Source organism: Paenibacillus xylanexedens (assembly GCF_017874615.1).
GTDB lineage: Bacteria > Bacillota > Bacilli > Paenibacillales > Paenibacillaceae > Paenibacillus > Paenibacillus xylanexedens.
This window is the reverse complement of the sequence record NZ_JAGIKV010000020.1, coordinates 124797-148057: the sequence shown is the minus strand read 5'-3', so window position 1 is coordinate 148057 and position 23261 is coordinate 124797. Positions and strand designations below refer to the sequence as shown.

Below are 23261 nucleotides of genomic sequence, written 5' to 3'. Positions count from 1 at the left end.
TTTTTCGCCATAAAAATATCCCCTCCAAGTTTCACTTGAACCCCCATGATAACATGAAGGTTTTTTTAAGTGTCTACTTAAAGGGGATAATACCATACGGCAGCTTTTTTGTATTCACCCAAAAGTTCAAATATTTGGTATAATCATCGAGTAATGACCTACATAACAGCTTGAATAGCCGATGGAGTCTAGAATGATGTATGATAATTTGGTATAAGCAAAATGAAGAGGGGGACAGAGGAATGAGTACATCATCAAAATCGGAGCGCCCAGCGAGAAATGTGGATACCCGGTTATTTATTGCTTGGGCCGTTTCCGTTATTGCAACAGGGGGCAGTCTCTATTTCAGTGAGATCAAGGGCTTTCTTCCATGTGATCTGTGCTGGTACCAGCGCATATTCATGTATCCACTAACGATTTTGCTGGGCATTGCTTACTTTAAGGATGACGTGGGCATCACGAAATACGTGCTCCCACTGAGTTTCGTCGGTGGCGGCATTTCGTTATATCATGTAACGATCCAGCGTATTTTTTCGGCTACAGGTAATGCCGTCGCGTGTGGTAAGGTCCCATGTTATACCGACTATTTGAACTGGTTTGGTTTCATCACGATTCCATTACTGGCACTGATCGCCTTTATTATCATCATCGTGATGCTGTGGGGCATCGGCAAAACACCAAAATCTTCTTAATAAGAAAGGATAGATGGTGATGAGCGGACAAGCTCGTTGGTTCATGCCCTTCATTATTCTGCTCCTCCTGACGGTGGGATGCTCTTATGAGGAACAGTCACAATCAGGCGAGATGCCAGAGATGATTAAAGTGAAACTTGACGTTCCAGAGAAGGCTTCTCTTCATAAACCAACACGGTTGCAGGTGAAGCTTACACAGGGAGATGCACCGTTAAGTCATGCTGACCATGTGCAATTCCAGATCTGGAATGAGCTTGATGATCCGCCTTCTGTATCTCCGGAACAAGGTATGATGACAGCCGACGAACTGGAGAATCAGGGGGCTATTACTGCTACTGAGGCAGAGGAAGGGCTGTATGAAATCCAGCATACCTTTGAAGAACCAGGTACGTATGTGGTACAGGTCCATGTTACGCACGGAGCGATGCATAGCATGCCGAGAGCGAGAATTGTAGCGGAATGAAGCAGCAGGCGGGTACCAAGGGTTTGGTCCAGGTTTAGCAGTAGGTTTATAATGTTAAAGGTATGAAGAATGTTGTAGGAAAAGAGGGTGTTATGGCAACTATTCATGATGTTGCACTCAGGGCAGGAGTTTCTGTAACTACCGTCTCGCGTGTATTAAACAACCGGGGATATATCAGTCAGAAGACTCGGGACAAAGTGTATCAAACTATGAACGAACTGAACTATCGACCCAACGAAATTGCCCGTTCTCTTCTGCGTAAGCAATCCAATGTGATAGGCTTAATTATTCCTGATGTATCCCATCCGTTTTTTGGAGAACTGGCTAGCTATGTTGAGTATCATGCTTACCAGAATGGATTTAAAATTATGTTATGCAATTCCCACATGGACCCTTCCAAAGAGCGTGAATATGTGGAAATGCTTAAGGGTAATCGCGTGGATGGCATTATTATGGGAAGTCATACACTGGAAGTTGATGAGTATATGAATCTGCATTCCCCAATCGTGACCTTTGATCGTAAGATCGGTGAAGACATCCCGTTTATCTCATCTGATAACTATCAGGGAGGGGTTATGGCTGCTGAATTGCTGCTGGCGAAGAACAGACGACAGCTGGCACATATCTGCGGTAATTTGGAATTGCAAATGCTGTCCAATCGCCGGACGATAGGTTTCGTTGATACATTGCAGGCTCATGGAGTCAAACCGGTCATGATTCATGAAACTGATCTGAATGTGTTTGATCAGCATCAGTATACGGAATTGGTGGATGAGCTGCTTGCACAACACCCCGAGGTGGACGGGCTCTTTGTAACGAGTGATCTGATGGCGGTGCATGCGCTGAAGCAGATCGTGTTAGGTGGGCGCAAGGTACCCGATGATATTGCTATCATAGGTTATGATGACAGTCGTGCGGCAGCGTATACTGTGCCTGGCATTACAACGATCAGGCAGCCGGTGGAGGCCATGGCTAAGCTGGCGATTGATCTGATTCGGCGCCAGCTCGCGGAAGAGAAGATCGGAATGGAGCATATTTTGCCAGTTACCATCGTGGAGAGAGAGACGACCTGATACAGGTCGTTTTTTCCTATTCGTCCTTTTGCCACGAAGAAATGAAGTCGAATAAATTTTTTTTGAATGGTATGTCAAACGATTGACATGTCAAACCTTTGACATTATAATTTGATTTGTAAGCGTTTCCTTTTAAACTATTGATCGGGGGCCATAACAAGATGAAAAGAGAACAGAGATGGATGAAATTATCGGTATTGTCATTGATTATGATGCTTATATTGTCGGCATGTGGAAGTAAAGCAGCGACGGAGTCCAACTCCGCCTCAGAGGGTAGCAGCAGTGAGAGTGTCAAAATCACCTTGCTTAATTCCAAGTCGGAAATTAACAGTCAGCTGGAACAAGCAGCTAAAGACTTCCATGCCGAAAATCCAAATATAACACTCGAAATTGTACCTGTAGGCAGTGGACAGTCTCCGTTTGAAAAAGCGTCTGCCTTGTATGCCTCCGGCAGCCCTACAACGATGATGATGCTGGATACAGGAGATGTCGAGAAATTCAAGGATCGTGTTCTGGATCTCACATCCGAGTCTTGGATGAAGGATGCTGTGGATAACAGCACAGCGGCTACAACGTTTGATGGCAAAAATTATGCCTTCCCTTTCTCTATTGAAGGATATGGATTCATCTATAACCAGAATGTTTTGGATCAGGCGGTAGGTGGGACATTTGATCCAAAGTCTGTACAGACCACTGCACAGCTTGATGAGCTGTTCCAAAAGATCGCTGCTACTGGAAAATCACCTTTGATTGTATCTCCGATGGATTGGTCGCTTGGTGCGCACTATCTGGGGCTTGCATATGGTGGGCAGTCGCCAGACCGTGCGAAGGTGGATCAATTCATTACTGATCTGAAGGCAGGTCAAGTGGACCTTGCTTCCAATGCCGTGTTTAATGGCTTGTTAGATACATTTGATCTGATGAAAACCTACAATATTGACAAGGCTTCTCCACTGTCCGGAACCTATGAGCGTGGACCGGAGGTGCTTGGCAAGGGTGAGGTTGGCATCTGGTTCCAGGGCAACTGGGCATGGCCACAAATTTCAAGCTTTGATACAGCAGATGGAAAATATGGCTTCCTCCCGGTACCTGTGAGCAATAATCCAGATGATTTCGGTAATACGCAAATCTCTGCTGCCGTATCCAAACGAATATTGCTGGATAAGGAAAAGAGCACACCAGCCCAGCAGGAAGCAGCGAAGAAATTTTTGGATTGGATCGTGTATAACGAAAAAGGTCAGGATTTCCTGGTGAATCAAGCCAGTATTATTCCGGCATTCAGCAACATTACATTGGAGCCAACCGGTCCACTTGGCAAATCCATTAGTGAATACATCAAGGCAGGCAAAATCGAGGAATCCATGAGTACACTTCCTGCGGATCACTGGTCCAAACTGGGTGCATCCATGCAGAAATATTTGGCTGACGTCATTGACCGTGCCGGACTTGCCAGCGAAATTCAGGCATACTGGAGCAACGTGAAATAAGGGAATTAATCTTAGCCCTTTGCAGCACGAGCACATAGAGAGAGACTTGCGGTACGCCGGAGATGATGAACGTACAGCTTCCACATGAGGTCTGTTCGACTTGTTTCCGGCATAACCGTTAGGCTAATCATTTGGATAGAGTGGAGGTTGACAATGCTGACCGAAAAAGGATTATGGACACGTCTGCGCACCCGCCTGATCTTTACTGGCCCGACATTATTTGCGTTTGCTACGGTGATGATTATTCCATTTTTGTATGGTATTTATTTGACGTTTACGAACTGGGATGGCATTGCCATCGATCAAAACTTTGTTGGCTGGGATAATTACATCGGTGTGTTCAAGGACACCGTGTTCTGGAAATCATTCGGGATGACGCTGGAGTACGTATTTATTACCGTTGTGCTGACCAATGCGGTTGCCTTCCTGCTCGCTTACGTTGTAACTCGGGGAATGAAGGCACAGGGCTGGTTCCGGGCTGGATTTTTCCTGCCGAATCTGGTGGGCGGAATCGTGCTTGGTTTCATCTGGCAGTTTATTTTTAATCAGGTACTCGTCTTTGCAGGACAAAAAATGAATCTTACTCTCTTTTCAACCTCATGGTTGGCTGACCCGGATAAAGCGTTTTGGGCTCTCGTTGTGGTGACCGTTTGGCAGTATGCCGGTTATATGATGGTTATCTACATTGCAGGACTGATGAATGTGCCGAAGGATGTTATGGAGGCAGCCAGCATTGATGGGGCAAGTAATCGCAAAATGCTGGCGCGCATTGTATTGCCACTGATGGTTCCTTCGTTTATTGTATGCATCTTTTTGTCACTGCAACGGGGGTTCATGGTGTATGATCTGAACGTCTCCTTGACCAGTGGTGGGCCCTTCAAGAGCACAGAGATGGTATCCATGCATGTGTATGAGCAGGCCTTTCTTGCTCGTGACTACGGATTGGGTCAGGCAGAAGCCTTTGTTCTGTTTATCCTTGTAGCCGCCATTACATTGCTCCAGGTCTATTTCAGCAAAAAACTGGAGGTCGAGGCATGATGGCTGGACAATCGCGCATTCTCAACGGGATGAAGTTTATTGCATTAATCATTGTGATGATTTTGTTTGTATTTCCTTTTGTGCTTCTAATCGTCAATTCGTTCAAGGCTAACCAGGCCATTACCTCTGATCCGCTGGGCTTGCCAAGCTCCTTTCAATTTGATAATTACGTCAATGCATTTGACAAAATGGGATATGTATCCGCCTTCAGCAATTCGTTGCTCATTACCATTGCAGGTGTATTACTGATTGCTCTTTTTGCGGCGATGACAGCCCATTACTTTGTTCGTCACAAAAGCAAGGTGAATCAGTATCTCTTTTTCCTGATGGTAGCTGCGATGATTATTCCGTTCCAGGCCATTATGATTCCATTGGTTAAAATATACGGCTCGCTCAGCCTGCTGGATAACAAGTGGTCGCTGATCTACATGTATATTGGCTTTGGCAGTCCGCTCGCCGTATTTATCTACCATGGCTTTATCAAAAGTATTCCCCTGGAGCTTGAAGAAGCGGCTCTAATGGATGGCTGCGGCAGAGTGCAGACCTTTTTCCGTATCGTACTGCCAGTGTTACTGCCAACAACCGTAACGATTAGCGTGCTGAATGTATTGTGGATATGGAATGATTTTTTGTTGCCTTCTCTGGTACTGACTTCATCCGAGCAGCGTACGCTGCCGTTGTCCACGTTTTATTTTTATGGGACATATACAGTGGATTACGGTCCATTGATGGCTGGTCTGGTGTTGACCCTGCTACCTGTCCTGATCGTTTATCTGTTTGCGCAGAAGTACATTATTCAGGGGGTCATGCAAGGGGCAATCAAATAAGTTCAGTCGGGTGATATAGAGAGAGACAGGAGTGAAGGACATATGAACCAGGAACGACACGAGAAGCAGGAAATAGACACAAGACAAGAGACAGACCTTGGACTGACGAGTTCTTCGGCTCAAACAAAGGAGAGGTATACACTCGCCCGGGCCAACGCATATATCAAGGAGCATCGACATCAGGTTGATCCAACCTATCGAATGGCCTATCATTTGATGCCAGAGGTGGGCTGGATGAATGATCCCAACGGCTTCATATACTTCGGTGGGATGTATCATTTGTTCTATCAGCATTATCCCTATGAACCGGTATGGGGGCCGATGCACTGGGGCCATGCGGTGAGCCGTGATTTGGTTACGTGGTCTTACCTGCCTGTTGCACTGGCGCCCGATCAGAGCTACGACAGTGGAGGCTGTTTCTCCGGAAGTGCAATCGTGCAGGATGGCAAGTTGGTGCTGATGTACACGGGACATGTAGTGACTGGACCTGACAAGGATAACGATTACTTGCAGACACAGAATATCGCTGTCTCGGACAATGGGATTGATTTTGTCAAAAGCACGATGAATCCGGTCATTCGGCTGGATCAGATTCCGGAGCATACGAGTACGAAGGACTTCCGTGATCCGAAAGTGTTTGAACGAAACAGTGTGTACTATTGCGTCCTTGGATCGAATGATGCTGCGGGCAAAGGTGTCATTCTGTTATACCGCTCAACGGACTTGCTGGATTGGAGTTATGTCAACATTATGGCCCAGAGTGACGGGACGCTTGGCGACAATTGGGAATGTCCCGATCTGTTCACACTGGATGGCCGAGATATTCTGATCATGTCTCCGCAACGCATGCCTGCTCAGGGAGATAACTATCGCAACTTGCATTCGACCGTTTATATGATGGGAACGCTGGATGAAGACCAGGGTGTACTGAAGTACGAGCAGTACGTTCCGCTGGATTATGGCTTCGACTTTTACGCACCTCAGACGATGGAGGATGCACAGGGACGACGAATCATGGTGGCCTGGATGGATACGTGGGAAACGGAAATCCCGACACAACAGTCCCATGCGTGGGCTGGAGCGATGACGTTGCCGAGACAACTCATTCGCAGGGGAGAACGATTGATATTCCAGCCGCTTCCCGAACTTATACAGTACAGGTCAGAAGGCACCGAGCAGTATGGTATACATTTAAATGGTGATGAACATGATTTTGATCTTGGAATCAGTGGAGACCGCTACGAACTATATGCTGTATTTGAAGCGGAACAGGCACAACACTTCGGGTTGAAGCTGCGCACGGGTGAGGATGAAGAAACCGTGATTTCCTATGATGTAGAGCAGCGTCGTTTATGCTTGAATCGCGAGCAGGCCGGACAAGGACCGGGCGGAGAACGAGCTGCAACAGTGGAACTGCTTGACGGGAAACTGGAACTTCATATTTTTATGGATGTCAGCTCCGTTGAGGTGTTCATTCAGCAGGGAGAGCAGGTCATGACAGGGCGGATATATCCGGGGCCGAACTCAATAGGTATTAAAGCATTCTCGTCTGGAACGTGTACGTTGACTGAACTTCGCAAATGGGATATACGAAATCCTCGGTAAAATTTTTTTCTTAAATACAGCCTTGACCTTGAAGTATACTTCAAGGTTTATTCTTTTTTTATCAAGAAATATTGGAGGCTGAATAATGAGAATTTTAGAATGGATTTCGGTATTGGTAACCGTAGCTGCTACGGTACTCATGCTGGTGTTTCCGAAGCGCCGAGCAATGACAGTGGGGACACTCACAGCTCTGATTCTGGCAGTCCTTCTGCATGGCTTGATCAATTCATTTCGCGTGCAGATGATACCAACCTATATCGTTACACTTGTATTATTCATTACGTTAATCATTCAACTCATGAAATCATACCGCGGTGATCGTTATGTTCAGAGCGTGCGGAGACCCAACCGTCTTTCAAGAATAAAGATGACGCTGATATTGATTCTGCTTCTGGCCTTCAGTGCAGGTTCAATCATACTGACCTGGCTCTTACCTGCTTTTACGATGCCTGAACCAACCGGCACATATGCCATTGGCACGTTCTCTGAGCACCTGGTGGATGAATCTCGTGAAGAGACCAAAACACCCGAGGCCGGAGACAAACGTGAACTTATGATTAATGTATGGTACCCGGTGGATCGGAAGTCCGCCCAAGGGCTGCCGCTGGAGCATTACCCTAGTGAACTGGGAGAAGCGATCAGTCTGGTGTTTGGTATTCCGTCTCAGGTGTTCAGTTATCTGGATACCATTCCAACACATGTGGTGCAAGGAGCTGAGATGTCCGCCGTCCAAAGCAAGTATCCGGTTTTGCTATTCTCGCCGGGTATCCGCTCAGCCCGTTTTCAGAGCATGACGATGATTGAGGAGCTGGTTAGCCACGGCTACATTGTCGTGGGGATAGATCACCCTTATACGTCAGCACAAGTGACATTCCCCGATGGACGTGCAGTTTCCTATCAGGCTGACCCTGAATTTGCAACGTCAGCGGAATTATATCAATATAATGTAGAAGGTATAGGTATCCGTGCAGCTGATGCAAGATTTGTTCTCGATACGCTGACCCTGTGGAATTCACATGATCCGAATCAATTGCTCGAAGGCAAACTTGATCTGGCTCATGTTGGTATTATGGGTCACTCGTATGGTGGGGCAACAACAGCGGAAGCACTGGCGCAGGATGAGCGGTTTCAAGCAGGACTTAGCCTGGAGGGCGGCTTCTGGGGTAAAGTATCCACAACAGCCTTGAAACAGCCGTTTATGTATATTATGTCGGGTGGAACGGCCAAAAGTTTGGAACCGGAAGCCACCGAAACGGAAAAAGTAGCCTATCCAGAGTTTAAGCCTGATCTTGATCGAGTGATGACGAGTAGTCTGAATGATACCTATTATCTGACAGTGGAGAATTTCTTCCATCAAAGCTTTACGGATATATCGTTGATTTCACCAAAACTGTTTGCCAGAGGCATGACGCCAGAACATAATGTGGATATAACCAGATCCTATGCGCTGGCATTCTTTGACCGTTATCTGAAAGGGGAAGAGCAGCCATTGCTGCAAGGATCTTCAGCGCAATTTCCCGAGGCCACCTATGATGCCACATATACTAAGATACGCAACGAACAAACACAATAAGTCCGCAGAAAGGTGGAGGAGCAGGCATGGAAACCATGACAAGAGGAATGTTGGCCAAACGTACCGGTGTGAGTATGGCAACCCTCCGTTATTACGAAGATAGTGGAATTCTGCCTGCTCCCCGTCGTTCCTCCAACGGATATCGGGTGTATACCGAGGATTATCTGGTCAAAATTAAGTTCATTAAGGATGCCCAGTTGCTGGGTTACTCCTTAAAGGAGATCCAAGAGACCCTGCAACTGCTCAGCCAGGAAGACATGGAAAAGGATACGTTAAAAACCCTTGTACGCGAACGCATCGCTGACATTCAGACACATATTGACCATCTGGAACAGATGCAGATTCATCTGGCACGACTGTTGCATACACCGGAGGACGATATCGATAATTATATTCAATCGTTCAGGGTGCAAAAGAAAGAGCCGTAATCGCGGCTCTTTTCCTGTTTAGGAGAAAACAGGCGTGGACTATTGAGCAGGGAATCGGAGATTTAGAAAGAATACATAGTGTAGTTTGCCAATACATAATGGTGGTTAACGTGATTTCAATAATTTCAATAATGAAATTCACACCACAAAAGGAGTAACATTTTCTATGAGGGATTTACAAGGTTTTGTATCCGATTACATCAAAGGAAAGAAACATCTGCATCTTGAGATTGGCGTTATTACAAAGGGAGATATCGAATATCATTCATTGATCAATCCCAAAAAGAAGAGCGTGGCTTCTCCTGAACATAGGTTGTTCGAAATCGGCTCTGTAACCAAACTTTTTACATCTATCCTTCTATTAGAATTGGAGCGTCAAGAGCAGCTTTCCACGGATGACACGGTTGGCAAGTACATACACAATGGCAAAAACGATTATTTGAATAAGGTTACCTTAAAAAGTCTTGCGACGCATACCTCTGGATTACCCGGAGTTGCCACAAACATGTCCTCGAAGAAAAATCGATACAATCCGTATTCAAATTATACGGAGGATGATTTACTTGCTTTTTTATCGGATGCTGACTTTACGGATCGGATGGGTTCATTTGAGTATTCCAATACCGGCGTGGGCTTACTAGGTTATATCCTATGTAAAGTATCAGGAAGTACATATGACGATCTGCTAAAAAAAAATATCACAGGTCCATTAAACATGACGGAGACAGCTGTTATGCTGAATGCAGAACAGAATGGCAGATTTGTAGATGGACATACGTCAACGGGGAAAAAGATGCCTCACTGGGATACGGGTGTACATGAAGGGGCAGGGGGAATCAAGTCATCTCTTCACGATATGTGTTTATTTGTACAGGCCAATCTGAATGAAGATCATCCGCCAGCCTCTGCAATGCAACAAAGTCACATGCCTGTAATGATTGGAGACTCGGACTTATATTTAGGATGGCATAAGGATAAGCTGTTAGATCAGAATATTCTCTGGCATAACGGGGGTACATTTGGTTTTAGCAGTTATTTGGCTATAAATAAGGAACAGAGTATAGGCGTCGTATTATTGTCCAATTATTGTTTTGGATCAGCCTCCATTGTGGATGAGTATCTGGATGCGATATTCAAGTTTATAACTAAAAAAGACCTTTATCCACTCATGCCGCTGGACCCTGTGGGTAATAAAATACTGGAAGCCATGATGCAGAGATAAACGCAAAAGTGTCATTAGAGTAATGGGAAATGAGGAACAAAATTTAACACCTCCAATAGAGAACACCTGATGATTACTTCGGCGCTCTCTGTTGGAGGTTTTTTTCGTTCTATCTTAATAGTCTTGATCATGACATACCTGCTTCACGCAGAAAATGGTGCACAATCTTCGTCTGATACTTGATACGGGTCGAGCGTTTCAGACTCCAACAGGTCTCCACTGTGACGGAACGGGCTTGTAATCGTCTTGAAGCCGCTGTACGGGCAGATCCCGGCAATTCATGCTGCTTGAGGTTAAAATGACGATCACGAATGGCAATCGACCGATTCATCCGTTTGATAACTCTTCTGCAAGCTGGAGTCGTCCGACTGCCAGGATTAGTGATCAACGTCTGTCCAAGTACTCGTGAACTCAGTTGAGATAGGCCGTTGGCTTCATGCAGATCGAGCCACCAGTCGGCCCGATGTTCACGCGCCAGCTGAAAAACCGCAGCAGCCAATGGATGCTTGGCCTTGCCCGACATACGGCGTGGAAACGTACGATTCAGATCTGGCTTGCCTCTAATTTTCTTTGCGTAGGCTTGCTGGTTCACGCGTGGCACGATAATTAACAGCCCTCGCTGAATGACGTGACGACCTGTCGCACAATCATCTGCGAGTTTTTGCGCAGCAGCCATGCTCGCCGTTTCATTCCCGTGAACCCCGGATGTAATGAACATCACGGGTCCCGGCCTCATGCCACGTACGATGTAATAGGGAGTAGCGTGTACGGTGGATGCTAGAAGGACATGTTTGGTTACAAGCATGACGCTTCACCTCCGTTATTACAGTACGCCATGTCCCTCTTTCATGTAACGGCGTAAGAACAGGTCTTCATCCTATTTCCTCACAAGAAGGGCGGACTAATACACCCGATGAATGATATCTTCGAAATCCGGTTCCTTCATCTCTACATCTTCAATCTCACCCCAGTGTTCCAACTGTTTCAGAATGTTCATTGTGCTCCATTCCTTCCGGTTCACTTCCACGGTGACAATTTGCCCTTCCACTCCTGTAATATGTATCGCGGACGACACAACATCCGGGATGTGAAACGCTCCTCGGAACGTTACCCGAATCAGCGTAGGTAGTCCGATGGTTTCGCGAAGTGACGAGATCGTGCCGTCATATGTCAGTTGACCATGGTTAATCACCATGACCCGGCTGCATAACTGCTCAATGTCGTCCATATCATGTGTGGTCAGCAAAATCGTTTTGCCAAACGTTTCATTTAATGTACGTAGAAATTGACGAATGTTCCGCTTTGCGTTCACATCCAGTCCGATCGTCGGTTCATCGAGAAAAAGCAGTTCAGGATCATGCAGCATGGAAGCTGCGAGATCCGCACGCATGCGTTGTCCAAGCGAGAGCTTGCGGACAGGCGTGGTCCAGAACGATTCAAGGTCCAGCAGCTCGGCGAACTGGGACAACCGTTTCTTTTTGTCCTCGGCACGGACGCCGTACATCTCGGCCAGAATATCATATGAATCTTTCACGGGCAGATCCCACCAGAGCTGGCTGCGCTGCCCAAACACGACGCCCAGTCGACCAACGGTCCTGCGCCTGTCCTGATGCGGGTTCATACCGTCAAGCCTTACCTCACCCGAGGTTGGGTGGAGGATACCTGTCAGCATTTTGATCGTGGTAGATTTGCCAGCCCCGTTGGGACCGATGTAACCCACAAACTCACCTGGGCCGATATCAAAACTGATATCGCGTACCGCTTCCTTGGACACATACTCACGTGAAAATAACGTACGTAAACCAGAGAAACGCCCTTCGCGAATAATAGGAGTTTTGAATTCCTTTTGCAGATGCCGTGCTGTGATCATGTTCATGATTCGTTACGCCTCCTTAGCTACCTGTACTTTGATATTTGGTCATGCCGAATTGCCAGAAACGCAGACTTGCAGCCAAACTCAGTACGGCAACCGCCGCAACAGCAACAAGAATCCACGCTCCTCCTTCACCCCGTAGCAGGTAAAGTGACGGAATGTAGTTGACGAATCCCACCGGAATCACCGTTAACAGAATGCCAGACATCCATTTGGGATATAACGTTAGCGGATATTGGGCAGCCGTTCGTGCTGCATCTTCAGTGATCGTCTGTAATTCCTCAATGCGTGTGGTCCAGAATCCGAGTGTGGCGGTAGCAAGTCCGATGGAAAACAGAATGACTGCACCCGTCAGGATAATGAACAGGGAGAAGGGAATGGCTATCCAGCCAATCTGTCCGCTGTGCATCATGCCTGCCAATGACCAGCAGAGAATGAACCCGCCTTGCAGGACTTCCCCAGCCATGATGCGGAAGTTTTGCGGCAGCAGTGCCAGCAATACGGGCATGGGACGTGTTAACAGTTGATCAAGCTCACCATTAACCAGATATTTTTCCAGATGGTGAACTTCGTTTCCGAACGTTCGATACAGTGTTTTGGATAATGTCATGATGGCAAAGAGATAACCGATCTCATGGAGGGACCAGCCTTTAATTGCTCCGAATTTGTGCAGCACCAGAGCAACCATCAGAAACTCGGAGATCTGAATTAAAGCGGCCAGTACGGACGCCATGATGAAATTGAACTTGTATTGCATCCGGCTGCGGATGCTTGTTCGAATCAGCATTTTATATAAATTGAACCAGGAAGTTCGCTTCATCCGCCTTGTACCTCCACTTTACGACGTAACACTTGGGTAATCGCAAGACAGATCAACGTCATAAAGACACACCAAAGCAAGGTTCCCCATAACAAGGAGCCATCTTCGAAACCAAGATAGATTCGGGTAGGTACATAGAGCAGGAAAGGGTAGGGTGATATCCAGGCAAGTTGTTCAAGCCAGTCCGGTAGCCATTCCAGCGGAATGAAAAAACCAGCCAGCAGATTCATCATCGCGTGATTGCCCCAGTGAAGCCAAGAGGACTCCGTGGTCCACATCGACGTGGCACCAATAATGTAGTTCATACAGATGGATAAGTATGCGGCGCCGGCAAGACCAAGTGCGGCATAGAACAGTGTTGAAACGTCTGAGGGCCAATGCAGGGAAAAGACAATGGAGAAGAGCAGGTAGATCGGAATACTTTTGTACACGAACTGGTAGGCAATCTGCCCCCATTCGCGTGCCATCAGGTGGGTGAACAGATGAACAGGCCTCATCAGATCCAGTGCGATCTGCCCTGTCCTGACGGATAAAGGAATACCCAATCCGTTCGTGAGAAAACCCGAGATCCAGAGAGAGGATTGCGTGAACGCAATGTAACTGATCATCCCCTGTGTCCCGTATTCCCCGAGAGTATGGTCGGCCCCGATGCCGATCCAGAGGCAGGCATATATGTAACCAAACATGGCGCTTGCCAAGTTATGTACCATGTGTGCCCCGCGGTATTGCAGATTCCGGGAGTAGGCTTTGGAAGCCAGAGTGAAATAAAGCATGTGACACCTCCGATGTGACACCTCCGATAAGTGGATTGAACGGCGTTTCCGTTCACTTCAGTCAAGGCGAAAAAGAGAGAAGGACAACAGCATACCAATTTATTCCTTCACAGGCAAGACATTTTTTTAGCTAATAATGGTATTAACAGGGTTGTTCATGATTGCGCCACAAGACAACGGTCTGTCCGTTCATTTATAATTGAGAGGTAGTATCGCAAACGTTTACAATGTGAAATATTCAAATTTTAAATAAACCGCCGGGCTTGTGCTTGACGATTGAGGATACAGAACGAATAATCCGGCAAGAGAGAAGGATGTCATGAAGAAAATTGCATGGGTCACCGATAGTACCAGTACACTGGATCCCGTTTTTGCGGAGCAAAATCATATCTACATCGTACCGCTGCGCATCTTATTTGGAGAGGAATGTTACCGGGAAACCGATGACATTACATCTGAAATGTTCTATGAGAAACTTGCGGAGGCTTCACGTGCGAGCAGTTCGCAGCCCCCCATTGGCGAATTCATTGAACTGTATGAGTCGCTCAAAGACAAGTACGATGAGATTATTACGATTCATTGCTCTACAGAGCTTAGCGGAACGCTGCATACGTCCATGCAGGCTGCAGAGATTGCAGGAGTGACGGTGACCGCAATTGATTCGAAGGCAGGTGCCTATCCTCACCGTGAGATGATTATGCAAGGACTGGAATGGCAGAAGCAGGGATGTTCCGCTGCCGAGATCAAAGTAAACATTGAACAGATGATTGATAACATGTCCTTTTACCTCATACCGGCCAGTCTTCAGCATCTTCATCGCAGTGGACGGGTGTCCGGCACACAGCTGATCATCAGTCAACTGCTCAAGATCCATCTGCTGCTTCGATTTGAAGAGGGCAAAGTGGTTGTAAATGAGAAGATTCGCACGTTCAAGCGGACGAAAGATCGTATGCTGGATATGCTCAAGCTGGATATGGAGAAAGTAAAACATGTGTGCATTATGCATGCGAACAATCAGGAAGAAGCCGTCACGATCAAGAAGCAGATTGCCAATCTGCTCCCTAAATTAAAGACCGAAATCATGCCGTTTATCCCTGTGGTGAGTATTCATGCAGGTGCAGGAACCATTGGACTGTGCTGGATACACAGCGAGAACGGATATAGAGACTAGAAGCACCAGCATTGATCTACAGACACTCATAGACCTGGCAGGAAACACACTTATACCAAAGTGGTGCTCCTGTCAGGTTTTTTCGTATGTCATTGCCAATTCAAACAAACTGTGAGGTAATAAAGAAAACTGTTCATGTTGGAGGGAAACATATGTTAAGTCACCGCTTGTTGCTTGTTGAAGATGATCGTTCAATTAGTGAGATGGTCGGGCCGTACTTGGAAAAAGAGGGCTACGACGTCACTTATGCATATGACGGCTTAGAGGCAGAACGTCAGTTCAGCCAGTCACAACCCGGGTATGATCTGGTTATTCTGGATCTGATGCTGCCCCGCAAAAGTGGGATGGATGTGCTGCAAACCATTCGGGCAGTCAGTCTGGTACCTGTGCTCATTCTGTCTGCGAAGGATGGGGAAGTGGACAAAGCATTAGGTCTGGGGTTCGGTGCAGATGATTACTTGAGCAAACCGTTCTCGTTAATCGAACTGACTGCCCGCATCAAAGCTGCGATTCGCCGCGCCAATTATACCACTCCACCTGTGGCTGAAGTGGCTAAAGATCAGCGTATTCATATTGGAGGACTCATAGTTGACATGGAGACGTACGAGGTGGAACGTGAAGGTACACCCGTCAAGCTGACATCCAAGGAATTTGGCATCCTGAAGCTGTTGGTTACCCATCCTGGCAAAGTGTTCACCAAGGCTCAGATCTACGCTTCCGTCTGGAACGATCATTATTATGGAGACGAAAATATCATTAACGTACATATGCGTCGTCTGCGTGAGAAACTGGAGGCAGATCCTTCGGATCCCCAGTATATCAAGACACTCTGGGGCATCGGATATAAACTGGAGGCCGAACAGGGATGACACTGATTTTTGCCATCACGACAGCTATTCTGGCCATTGCCGTCATTGGATTGTGGATGAGATTGCGGAAACGCACCCAACACCTGACCTATATTCATCAGAAAATATCCGATATTTTGGATCAAGGCACCTTTGAGCGCTTGCTTGTATTCAATAGTGATGAACAAGTCAGTCAGCTTCTGAAAGACATGAACCAGCTGCTGGATCATGCGCACCGCGCAAAGGCCGGTTATGCGAACCAGGAGAAGGAGATGCGTAATATGCTCTCCAACATTTCGCATGATCTGAAAACGCCACTCACCGTTGTGCTGGGTTATAGTGAGACCTTACTGCACAGCCCATCAGTGACCGATCAGGAACGGAAGATTATGACGGAGAAAATACAAGATAAGGCGCAGGAAGTGCTGCGTTTGATCCATTCCTTTTTTGATCTTGCGAAGCTGGAATCCGGAGACACGGAGCTAGTGCTTAGTCGAGTGAATATAAGTGAATTATGCCGGTTGAAGATGCTTTCCTTTTATGAAATGTTGACAAATCTGGGGTTGCACGTGGAGCTAGAGATACCTGATGGTGATCTCTTCGTGCAAGCGAATGAAGAAGCATTGGACCGTGTGCTGGATAATCTCATTACCAATGGAATGAAATATGGAGCAGAAGGTAAAGTACTGGGACTATCGCTCGAGTATTCGACAGGTGGACCTGTGACGTTACAGATCTGGGACCAGGGAAAAGGAATTCCTGAGAGTGAGCATAGTCGTGTGTTTGAACGCATGTATACATTGGAGGATTCCCGCAATCGACTCTATCAAGGCAGTGGCCTGGGTCTGACCATTACGAAACGGCTAGTTGAGCGGATGGGTGGAAGTATTCACTTGCATAGTGTGCCACATCAACGAACTGTATTCTCGGTTATCTTAAAGGCTTGGTAGACCCTGCATTGGCGTGTCCGGTCAGACTTAAGGTTTTTGTAAGATTTGATTAATAAAAAAGAAGACTTTTCTCTTTACAATATCGATATAGGAACCCGGACAGGGGACGTAAAGGAGAACAAGGACGATGAATTATATCGCACGAACGATAGATGTGACCAAAGTATATGAAGGGGCAGAGGTTGTATCCAACGTCAATATGAGTATTAAGCAAGGTGAGATCTATGGATTCCTCGGTCCGAATGGTGCAGGTAAAACAACCATCATGAAGATGCTCACCAATCTCGTCAAACCAACAACAGGGGAAATTGAACTGTTTGGGGAGAAGCTTACGCCGACCTCTTATGAAGTGCTGAAGCGAATGGGCAGCATTATTGAATATCCTTTTTTCTATGATAGGCTGTCTGCTCGCGAAAATCTGGAACTTCACTGTGAATACATGGGGTTTCACAACAAAAAGATCATCGACAATACGATGGAAACGGTAGGGCTGAAGGATACGGGTAAGAAACCGGTCAAGGACTTCTCCTTGGGCATGAAGCAGAGGCTGGGACTGGCTCGTGCACTTATAACCACACCTGAACTGCTCATTCTGGATGAACCGATCAACGGATTGGACCCTGTAGGGATCCGGGAGATGAGAGATTTGTTCAAGCGCCTTAGCAATGAGTATCGCATTACCCTGCTGGTATCCAGTCACATTCTTGGCGAGATAGAGCAGATTGCGGACACAGTTGGTGTCATTCGCGGCGGTCGCTTGGTGGAGGAAGTATCGATGGAGAGCATTCGTGGAAGTCAAAATGAGTACATCGAGTTACAGGCGGTGGATATCCGCAAAGCGACCTATGTCATTGAACACCAGCTTGGTTTGAGTAATTATAAACTGGTCGATGACCATACGTTACGCATCTATGATCCGGGAATCATTCCATCGGAACTGAACACCAAGCTGATCCAATACGGCATTGAGATCGAATCGATATCCAAACGGGCTCATTCCCTGGAAGAACACTTCATGAAGCTTGTGAAAGGGGATGAAGACGTTGCTTAAACTAATTAGACTTGAGATGCGGAAGCACCGTTTTGCACGTAATTTTGTAGGGGCAGGTATTGCCAATATAGCCGTTCTTCTTTTCCTGATCATGATTGGATTCGTGGATGTGGGAGCAGCAGATTATGCCTATGGTGATTACCAGACCGCCTTTATGATTATTGATACGTTTGTGAGAGCGACCTTTATCATATTTGCAGGAGCCCTAATATCCAAGCTGGTCATCAGTGAATACAGAAATAAAACGATGAATGTCATGTTCACCTATCCCATCCAGCGTCATAAAATCATTGCTGCCAAATTGATTATCGTGTTTGGTTTTACATTTGTGATGATTATGGTTACCGATCTGTTGATGGGTTCACTGTTGTTGATTGTTAATCATTTCTACTCTTTCATTCCTGGATCATTGACAAATCAGGATATATTGGGACTTCTGGTGAAGTACAGTATGAGTTCTTTATCGGCTGCGTGTATGGCACTCATTCCCTTATTCTTCGGTATGCGTAAGCATTCTGTCACAACTACAATGGTCTCGTCCATTTTGCTGGTGTTGGTTGTCTGCTCAGGATTCAGCGGCAATGGATTAGATGTGTCCATTCATTCGCTTATTATTATCCCTCTGACCCTTGGAGCAATAGGGATATGGATTGCTTCGATGTCCATGGTTCGTCTGGAGACCAAAGATGTGAACTGAATCATTCGGAAAACCATGCTCCGTATGGCTTCAGATGCCATTGACATCCGCTCGTACAAGGGATAGGATAATGTCAACTGAGACACGAAGGAGAATGCAACTACCATGACGATTCCAAAAACATTAACAATAGCTGGTTCGGACACGAGCGGCGGTGCAGGTATTCAAGCTGATTTGAAAACTTTTCAGGAGCTGGGTGTGTATGGCATGACCGTACTGACTACGGTTGTGGCAATGGAGCCCGAAACATGGGATCACCAGGTCTTTCCTGTTGAATTAAATGTAGTTGAAGCGCAGCTTCGCACTGTTCTGGACGGCATTGGTTTTGATGCAATGAAGACAGGTATGCTCGGTTCTGTAGATATTATTGAATTGGTAGCAAAACATATTCGCCGCAGCGGTCTGCCACAGATCGTTATCGATCCGGTAATGGTCTGCAAAGGTACAGACGAAGTTCTGCAACCGGAAAATACGGAAGCGATGATCGAATTCCTGTTGCCAGGTGCCGATCTGGTTACACCTAATCTGTTCGAAGCATCCCAACTGGCGAAGAGTGGACCGATTCGCTCCAAGGAACAGATGGAAGCAGCGGCAGCAGCAATTCATGCCCATGGCCCGAAACATGTCCTGATCAAGGACAGAGGTGTCATTAGCCCGGGTAAAGCAATGGATCTACTCTATGATGGAACCAACTACGAATGGTTTGAAGCCGATGTTGTCGGCTCCGGATATACGCATGGTGCAGGCTGCACAACGTCTGCGGCGATTACCGCAGGATTGGCTCGTGGTCTTTCAGTGAAAGAGGCTGTTCGTGAAGGTAAAGCCTTTGTGACCAAAGCGATTGCCGGCGGATTCCCGCTGAACCGTTTTGTTGGCCCGACACTGCATGTGGCACACCGTCTGGAGCAACAACGTTAAGTGTTGCCAGGGAGCGCGCAGTAGCGCATCAATTCTGGATAACACACTTCGATTTCATTCAAGTAGCTGTCAATGAGCTGGAGCTTGCTCGTTGACGGCTTCTTTTTTATGCGAATTTTTATAAAAATTAGTAACTTTTGGCTTATATTAATCGTATATATCATGGGAGCATTCCAAAACATGTGTGGACACATGAACGACACATGGAATAGGTATGTTATCATCAGAAATCTAAAAAGGAGAGTCGGCCATGATCAGAACAGTGCTTCTGGTGGAAGATGAAAGCCGCATTCGTGAGATTGTGGCCGATTATTTCATAAAAGAACAATGGAACGTCATAGAAGCAGAACATGGAGTACAGGCACTGGAACTGTTGGCTCTGCATGAGGTGGATCTGGTTATTCTGGATGTTTTGATGCCCGAAATGGATGGATGGACGTTATGTGGGCATATTCGATCCCAATCCACCGTACCTATTATCATGCTGACTGCACGCTCCGAGGATGACGATAAAATTCATGGATTTCAGCTGGGCGTAGACGATTACGTTACCAAGCCGTTTAGTCCACGTGTGCTGGTTGCACGTGCAGAGACATTAATGAAGCGTGTTGAAGGTGCATTTGGACGAGAGCAGGGTGTGATTCGCTTCGGACAGGTAACCCTTGATCCATGGGCCAGACGCCTGGAGAAGGACGGAATTGAAGTGGAACTTGCACCAAAGGAATATGATCTGTTGCTCTATTTGGTACGTAATGCAGGCATTGTGTTGTCCCGGGATGCCATTTTGAATCGGATCTGGGGATTTGATTTTGAAGGGGACTCACGTGTTGTGGATACCCACATCAAGAAGTTGCGCAGCAAATTGGGTGATGAAGCCAAGTGTATCCGGACGGTGATTGGCACTGGATATCGTTTCGAGGCAGAAGCATGAGAAGAAATGGCGTAACGATGAAGCTTTTCCTGGTCATGGCAGGATGTCTGGTTCTTCTATATGGGACGACGGTTTTTGCCCAGTTGGTCTGGTTCCCCGACTTCTATCAGCATCAAAAGGTCAGCAGTATGAAGAAAAAGCTGTCCAAGTTCGAACAGCAATATTCCAATGGACATTGGAGTGATTTACAGCTGGCTAAGGAGACCGGGAAGTTCATGCGTCAGAATCAATCACATCTGGTCATTCTGACGAATACCGGAAGACTGGTTAATGACCCGTTCCACATTACGTTGCTTCAAGAGGATGGGAGTCACGTGAAAGTGTCCTTGTCCTTGTTTATCAATAGTGAGAATGCTGGCTGGATTACATCCCATCTGAAATATGGGCAAGAACTGACGGTGAGAGGTCCGGCCAGCGGGTCCATGGTATATCCATTCAAAATCCAGGATGCCACTTCTGCCGCATGGGGAACAGAAAGCTTTCAGGAATCGATTGAACCGGTAAAGGAATGGTCAGGCGTATTGACCGAGGTCGTTCTTCCCAATCTGGCAACGTGGAGTCAGAGGCAGGGACTGCTGGTGCAAGCACTGGATAGCCGGTTCCCTTTGTCCACCGAAGACCAATTGGCCTTGGCGAATGGCAAAATGCTTAATGAAGAATGGATGGATAGCTGGAGCGGTGTTCGCAATGTCATCACCATTGCTCCAGTGCATCGTTCCGGACCCGAGCAGCAACTGATTTTCTCGCTCACCTCTCTACAGGAGATGAGGGAAGCCAATGAGGCAACACGTTTGTTCTATGCGTATTTTGGCATTGGGGCATTTATATTGATTCTGTTGCTGGCGTTACTCCTGTCCCGAATTGTAACGAAGCCGCTCTTGGCCTTGAATCATGTCGCCAAGAAAATGTCTACGCTGGATTTCACGGTGAAATCACCCATCCGGCGTAATGATGAGATCGGCAGTCTGTCTAACAGCCTCAATGCCTTATCGGGAACCTTGGGTCAGACACTGGAAGAGTTGAGGCAGGCCAACACGCAGATGCGTACAGATATGGAAATGAAGCAGGAGATTGAACAGCGTCAGCGCAAGTTTTTTGCCGATGCATCACATGAACTTAAGACGCCAATCAGCATTATTAAGGGATATTCTGAAGGGCTGAAGGATGGCGTGAGTGAGAGCAAACGGGAGCGTTACATTGAGATCATTGCCGATGAGGCGATCAAAATGGAAACGATGGTTGAAGAGATGCTGGATCTGGTGCGACTGGAATCCTCAGCGGTTCAATTGAATACGGATGCTGTTGCACTGGCTGACATGATTGAAGATATCGCCGGCCGTCTGGGTCCGCAACTGAAGGACAAAGGATTGGATGTGGTGCTTGTATCCACAACAGAACAGACGGTTGAGGGTGACCGAAGCAAGCTGGAGCAAGTTATTTTCAATATCATGATGAATGCTATACGTCATGCGATACCACATACCGATATAACTATTGAGATCAGCAGGCATGAAGGTTTTGTCCATATTTCCATTGAGAACAAGGGCGAGCAGATTGCTGAAGCTGAGCGACAGTATATATGGGAGAGGTTCTATCGGGTAGAGCGCTCACGTAATCGTAAAATGGGGGGGACCGGGCTCGGTCTGGCCATTGCGAAGCAGATTCTTGATCTGCATGGGTGCAGTTATGGAGTGGAGAATACACCGGATGGAGTCCGTTTTTATATTATTTTTCCTAAAGCCTAGTACGAAAGGGAGTCAAATCTTATGAAGTCTTTACCATCGATTTTAACCTTGGGGAATCTGAGTTCAGGCATGCTGGCAATCATTATGGCTATTCATGGTGAATTTGCCCTGGCTGTGATGATGATATGGGTAGCGATGTTCTTTGATCTGTTTGACGGGTATGCGGCTCGTAAATTGCATTGTGAGGGTGAGTTCGGCAAGTCCCTGGACTCGCTTGCGGATGTAGTTTCATTCGGAACAGCACCCGTGCTGATTCTGTACCTGAATTCCATGATTGAAGTGAGTGTGCTGGGGATGGCACTGACTGCATTGTTTCCGATTTGCGGTGCTTTACGTCTGGCCCGTTATAACTGTCAGAAGACAGCAAGCAGTGGTTTTGTCGGAATGCCGATTACATTTGCCGGAGGTCTGATGTCCTTTTTCGCACTCTGGAGTCCTTATTTCACACATGGTGTAGCCTATCTTGTCATTATTGTATTATCCAGTCTCATGGTGAGCCAAATCCGATTCCCGTCTCTAAAACAAGTGCTAGCCTCACATGAGAAGGATATTGTGGAACCGAAATAAGGAGCGAGTCAGTATGGAATTTGCAAAAGAATTTATTGGTCAATATGGTTATTTCGCAATATACGGACTACTGGCTCTTGGCGTTATTGGCATGCCGATTCCTGATGAGGTGATGATGACGTTTGTCGGTTATCTCGCCTCCATCTCGGTATTGAATTACTCTGTATCCATCGCCGTCAGCTTCGGTGGCGCATTTACCGGGGGGCTGCTCAGCTACATGATCGGCAAGAAGGCGGGCAGGCCGCTGGTTGAAAAATACGGCAAGTGGGTCGGCGTTAATGCCAAACGATTCAGCAGGGTGGAGTCGTGGTTCCTCAAATATGGGTATTGGTCCATCATCCTGGGTTACTTCATTCCAGGCATTCGTCATCTGATGTGCTGTTTCTCCGGGATTAGTCGCATGGCAATTGGCAGGTACGTAGTTGTATCGAGCATCGGTGCATTCGTCTGGTGTGTTGTCTTTATCTCCATTGGTTTTTATGTTGGCGTGTTAACTTAAAATCGGACAG

Annotated in this window: 24 protein-coding genes; 20 read left to right on the top strand and 4 right to left on the bottom strand. The window is 46.8% G+C overall.

Translation table 11 applies throughout. The features are described 5' to 3' along the window. The first annotated feature begins 242 nt into the window (after positions 1-242). The 10 genes from J2Z28_RS23130 (at position 243) to J2Z28_RS23085 (ending at position 10408) form a co-directional block, all read left to right on the top strand. Entirely contained in the window at positions 243-692 is a 450-nt protein-coding gene (locus J2Z28_RS23130; RefSeq protein ID WP_211084449.1) for a disulfide oxidoreductase, read from the top strand. A gap of 19 nt (positions 693-711) precedes the next feature. Then, positions 712-1155, top strand: coding sequence for a FixH family protein (locus J2Z28_RS23125; RefSeq protein WP_165790108.1), 444 nt, complete (start codon positions 712-714; stop codon positions 1153-1155). Positions 1156-1247: 92 nt separating this feature from the next. After that, complete coding sequence (locus tag J2Z28_RS23120; RefSeq protein ID WP_211084448.1) at positions 1248-2228, top strand: LacI family DNA-binding transcriptional regulator; 981 nt, start codon at positions 1248-1250, stop codon at positions 2226-2228. Positions 2229-2389: 161 nt separating this feature from the next. After that, a complete protein-coding gene (locus tag J2Z28_RS23115) occupies positions 2390-3715 on the top strand; it encodes an ABC transporter substrate-binding protein (protein ID WP_211084447.1) in 1326 nt (441 codons plus the stop codon). A 153-nt stretch (positions 3716-3868) separates the two neighbouring features. Beyond that, entirely contained in the window at positions 3869-4753 is an 885-nt protein-coding gene (locus J2Z28_RS23110; protein ID WP_036606829.1) for a carbohydrate ABC transporter permease, read from the top strand. Beyond that, positions 4753-5580 (top strand): carbohydrate ABC transporter permease, encoded by an 828-nt coding sequence (locus J2Z28_RS23105; RefSeq protein WP_211084456.1) that lies wholly within the window; start codon positions 4753-4755, stop codon positions 5578-5580. The genes J2Z28_RS23110 and J2Z28_RS23105 overlap by 1 nt, the downstream gene beginning before the upstream one ends. A 42-nt stretch (positions 5581-5622) precedes the next feature. Beyond that, positions 5623-7185, top strand: a complete 1563-nt coding sequence (locus tag J2Z28_RS23100) for a glycoside hydrolase family 32 protein (protein WP_211084446.1) — start codon at positions 5623-5625, stop codon at positions 7183-7185. A gap of 85 nt (positions 7186-7270) precedes the next feature. Further along, positions 7271-8758: an alpha/beta hydrolase family protein gene (locus J2Z28_RS23095; RefSeq protein ID WP_211084445.1), complete on the top strand. Its 1488-nt coding sequence runs from the start codon at positions 7271-7273 to the stop codon at positions 8756-8758. Positions 8759-8784: 26 nt separating this feature from the next. Then, complete coding sequence (locus J2Z28_RS23090; protein ID WP_127546637.1) at positions 8785-9186, top strand: MerR family transcriptional regulator; 402 nt, start codon at positions 8785-8787, stop codon at positions 9184-9186. Positions 9187-9352: 166 nt separating this feature from the next. Next, positions 9353-10408, top strand: a complete 1056-nt coding sequence (locus tag J2Z28_RS23085; RefSeq protein WP_211084444.1) for a serine hydrolase domain-containing protein — start codon at positions 9353-9355, stop codon at positions 10406-10408. 127 nt (positions 10409-10535) lie between these two features. On the opposite strand, the gene J2Z28_RS23080 is transcribed toward J2Z28_RS23085, so the two are convergent. The 4 genes from J2Z28_RS23080 to J2Z28_RS23065 all read right to left on the bottom strand — a co-directional run bounded on the left by J2Z28_RS23080 (position 10536) and on the right by J2Z28_RS23065 (position 13874). Further along, positions 10536-11213 carry a succinylglutamate desuccinylase/aspartoacylase family protein gene (locus J2Z28_RS23080; protein ID WP_211084443.1) on the bottom strand — a complete coding sequence of 226 codons (678 nt, stop codon included), beginning with the start codon at positions 11211-11213 and terminating at the stop codon, positions 10536-10538. A gap of 96 nt (positions 11214-11309) precedes the next feature. Further along, entirely contained in the window at positions 11310-12278 is a 969-nt protein-coding gene (locus J2Z28_RS23075; RefSeq protein WP_211084455.1) for an ABC transporter ATP-binding protein, read from the bottom strand. Positions 12279-12300: 22 nt separating this feature from the next. Then, positions 12301-13101 carry an ABC transporter permease gene (locus J2Z28_RS23070; RefSeq protein WP_124118164.1) on the bottom strand — a complete coding sequence of 267 codons (801 nt, stop codon included), beginning with the start codon at positions 13099-13101 and terminating at the stop codon, positions 12301-12303. After that, entirely contained in the window at positions 13098-13874 is a 777-nt protein-coding gene (locus tag J2Z28_RS23065; RefSeq protein WP_211084442.1) for an ABC transporter permease, read from the bottom strand. Before J2Z28_RS23065 ends, J2Z28_RS23070 begins: the two co-directional genes overlap by 4 nt. Positions 13875-14193: 319 nt before the next feature. Between J2Z28_RS23065 and J2Z28_RS23060 the strand changes: the two genes are divergently transcribed. The 10 genes from J2Z28_RS23060 to J2Z28_RS23015 all read left to right on the top strand — a co-directional run bounded on the left by J2Z28_RS23060 (position 14194) and on the right by J2Z28_RS23015 (position 23251). After that, a complete protein-coding gene (locus J2Z28_RS23060) occupies positions 14194-15045 on the top strand; it encodes a DegV family protein (RefSeq protein ID WP_211084441.1) in 852 nt (283 codons plus the stop codon). Between the two features lie 152 nt (positions 15046-15197). Then, positions 15198-15914, top strand: a complete 717-nt coding sequence (locus tag J2Z28_RS23055; RefSeq protein WP_280530853.1) for a response regulator transcription factor — start codon at positions 15198-15200, stop codon at positions 15912-15914. Next, positions 15911-16843: a sensor histidine kinase gene (locus tag J2Z28_RS23050; RefSeq protein ID WP_211084440.1), complete on the top strand. Its 933-nt coding sequence runs from the start codon at positions 15911-15913 to the stop codon at positions 16841-16843. Before J2Z28_RS23055 ends, J2Z28_RS23050 begins: the two co-directional genes overlap by 4 nt. A 127-nt stretch (positions 16844-16970) precedes the next feature. Continuing rightward, positions 16971-17894 carry an ABC transporter ATP-binding protein gene (locus J2Z28_RS23045; RefSeq protein ID WP_211084439.1) on the top strand — a complete coding sequence of 308 codons (924 nt, stop codon included), beginning with the start codon at positions 16971-16973 and terminating at the stop codon, positions 17892-17894. Beyond that, complete coding sequence (locus J2Z28_RS23040; protein ID WP_211084438.1) at positions 17887-18591, top strand: ABC transporter permease; 705 nt, start codon at positions 17887-17889, stop codon at positions 18589-18591. The genes J2Z28_RS23045 and J2Z28_RS23040 overlap by 8 nt, the downstream gene beginning before the upstream one ends. A gap of 105 nt (positions 18592-18696) precedes the next feature. Beyond that, positions 18697-19509, top strand: a complete 813-nt coding sequence (gene thiD, locus J2Z28_RS23035; RefSeq protein WP_211084437.1) for a bifunctional hydroxymethylpyrimidine kinase/phosphomethylpyrimidine kinase — start codon at positions 18697-18699, stop codon at positions 19507-19509. A gap of 250 nt (positions 19510-19759) precedes the next feature. Then, positions 19760-20440, top strand: coding sequence for a response regulator transcription factor (locus tag J2Z28_RS23030; protein ID WP_036606855.1), 681 nt, complete (start codon positions 19760-19762; stop codon positions 20438-20440). Further along, complete coding sequence (locus J2Z28_RS23025; RefSeq protein WP_211084436.1) at positions 20437-22185, top strand: sensor histidine kinase; 1749 nt, start codon at positions 20437-20439, stop codon at positions 22183-22185. Before J2Z28_RS23030 ends, J2Z28_RS23025 begins: the two co-directional genes overlap by 4 nt. Before the next feature lie 21 nt (positions 22186-22206). Beyond that, positions 22207-22752 carry a CDP-diacylglycerol--serine O-phosphatidyltransferase gene (pssA, locus tag J2Z28_RS23020; protein ID WP_017692194.1) on the top strand — a complete coding sequence of 182 codons (546 nt, stop codon included), beginning with the start codon at positions 22207-22209 and terminating at the stop codon, positions 22750-22752. A 13-nt stretch (positions 22753-22765) separates the two neighbouring features. Then, complete coding sequence (locus J2Z28_RS23015; protein WP_211084435.1) at positions 22766-23251, top strand: DedA family protein; 486 nt, start codon at positions 22766-22768, stop codon at positions 23249-23251. Positions 23252-23261: the final 10 nt, after the last annotated feature.

Bases quoted from the DNA above. Each gene is read 5' to 3' on its own strand.
- J2Z28_RS23130 (WP_211084449.1), top strand. From the start codon at position 243: ATGAGTACATCATCAAAATCGGAGCGCCCAGCGAGAAATGTGGATACC.
- J2Z28_RS23125 (WP_165790108.1), top strand. From the start codon at position 712: ATGAGCGGACAAGCTCGTTGGTTCATGCCCTTCATTATTCTGCTCCTC.
- J2Z28_RS23120 (WP_211084448.1), top strand. From the start codon at position 1,248: ATGGCAACTATTCATGATGTTGCACTCAGGGCAGGAGTTTCTGTAACT.
- J2Z28_RS23115 (WP_211084447.1), top strand. From the start codon at position 2,390: ATGAAAAGAGAACAGAGATGGATGAAATTATCGGTATTGTCATTGATT.
- J2Z28_RS23110 (WP_036606829.1), top strand. From the start codon at position 3,869: ATGCTGACCGAAAAAGGATTATGGACACGTCTGCGCACCCGCCTGATC.
- J2Z28_RS23105 (WP_211084456.1), top strand. From the start codon at position 4,753: ATGGCTGGACAATCGCGCATTCTCAACGGGATGAAGTTTATTGCATTA.
- J2Z28_RS23100 (WP_211084446.1), top strand. From the start codon at position 5,623: ATGAACCAGGAACGACACGAGAAGCAGGAAATAGACACAAGACAAGAG.
- J2Z28_RS23095 (WP_211084445.1), top strand. From the start codon at position 7,271: ATGAGAATTTTAGAATGGATTTCGGTATTGGTAACCGTAGCTGCTACG.
- J2Z28_RS23090 (WP_127546637.1), top strand. From the start codon at position 8,785: ATGGAAACCATGACAAGAGGAATGTTGGCCAAACGTACCGGTGTGAGT.
- J2Z28_RS23085 (WP_211084444.1), top strand. From the start codon at position 9,353: ATGAGGGATTTACAAGGTTTTGTATCCGATTACATCAAAGGAAAGAAA.
- J2Z28_RS23080 (WP_211084443.1), bottom strand. From the start codon at position 11,213: ATGCTTGTAACCAAACATGTCCTTCTAGCATCCACCGTACACGCTACT.
- J2Z28_RS23075 (WP_211084455.1), bottom strand. From the start codon at position 12,278: ATGATCACAGCACGGCATCTGCAAAAGGAATTCAAAACTCCTATTATT.
- J2Z28_RS23070 (WP_124118164.1), bottom strand. From the start codon at position 13,101: ATGAAGCGAACTTCCTGGTTCAATTTATATAAAATGCTGATTCGAACA.
- J2Z28_RS23065 (WP_211084442.1), bottom strand. From the start codon at position 13,874: ATGCTTTATTTCACTCTGGCTTCCAAAGCCTACTCCCGGAATCTGCAA.
- J2Z28_RS23060 (WP_211084441.1), top strand. From the start codon at position 14,194: ATGAAGAAAATTGCATGGGTCACCGATAGTACCAGTACACTGGATCCC.
- J2Z28_RS23055 (WP_280530853.1), top strand. From the start codon at position 15,198: ATGTTAAGTCACCGCTTGTTGCTTGTTGAAGATGATCGTTCAATTAGT.
- J2Z28_RS23050 (WP_211084440.1), top strand. From the start codon at position 15,911: ATGACACTGATTTTTGCCATCACGACAGCTATTCTGGCCATTGCCGTC.
- J2Z28_RS23045 (WP_211084439.1), top strand. From the start codon at position 16,971: ATGAATTATATCGCACGAACGATAGATGTGACCAAAGTATATGAAGGG.
- thiD (WP_211084437.1), top strand. From the start codon at position 18,697: ATGACGATTCCAAAAACATTAACAATAGCTGGTTCGGACACGAGCGGC.
- J2Z28_RS23030 (WP_036606855.1), top strand. From the start codon at position 19,760: ATGATCAGAACAGTGCTTCTGGTGGAAGATGAAAGCCGCATTCGTGAG.
- J2Z28_RS23025 (WP_211084436.1), top strand. From the start codon at position 20,437: ATGAGAAGAAATGGCGTAACGATGAAGCTTTTCCTGGTCATGGCAGGA.
- pssA (WP_017692194.1), top strand. From the start codon at position 22,207: ATGAAGTCTTTACCATCGATTTTAACCTTGGGGAATCTGAGTTCAGGC.
- J2Z28_RS23015 (WP_211084435.1), top strand. From the start codon at position 22,766: ATGGAATTTGCAAAAGAATTTATTGGTCAATATGGTTATTTCGCAATA.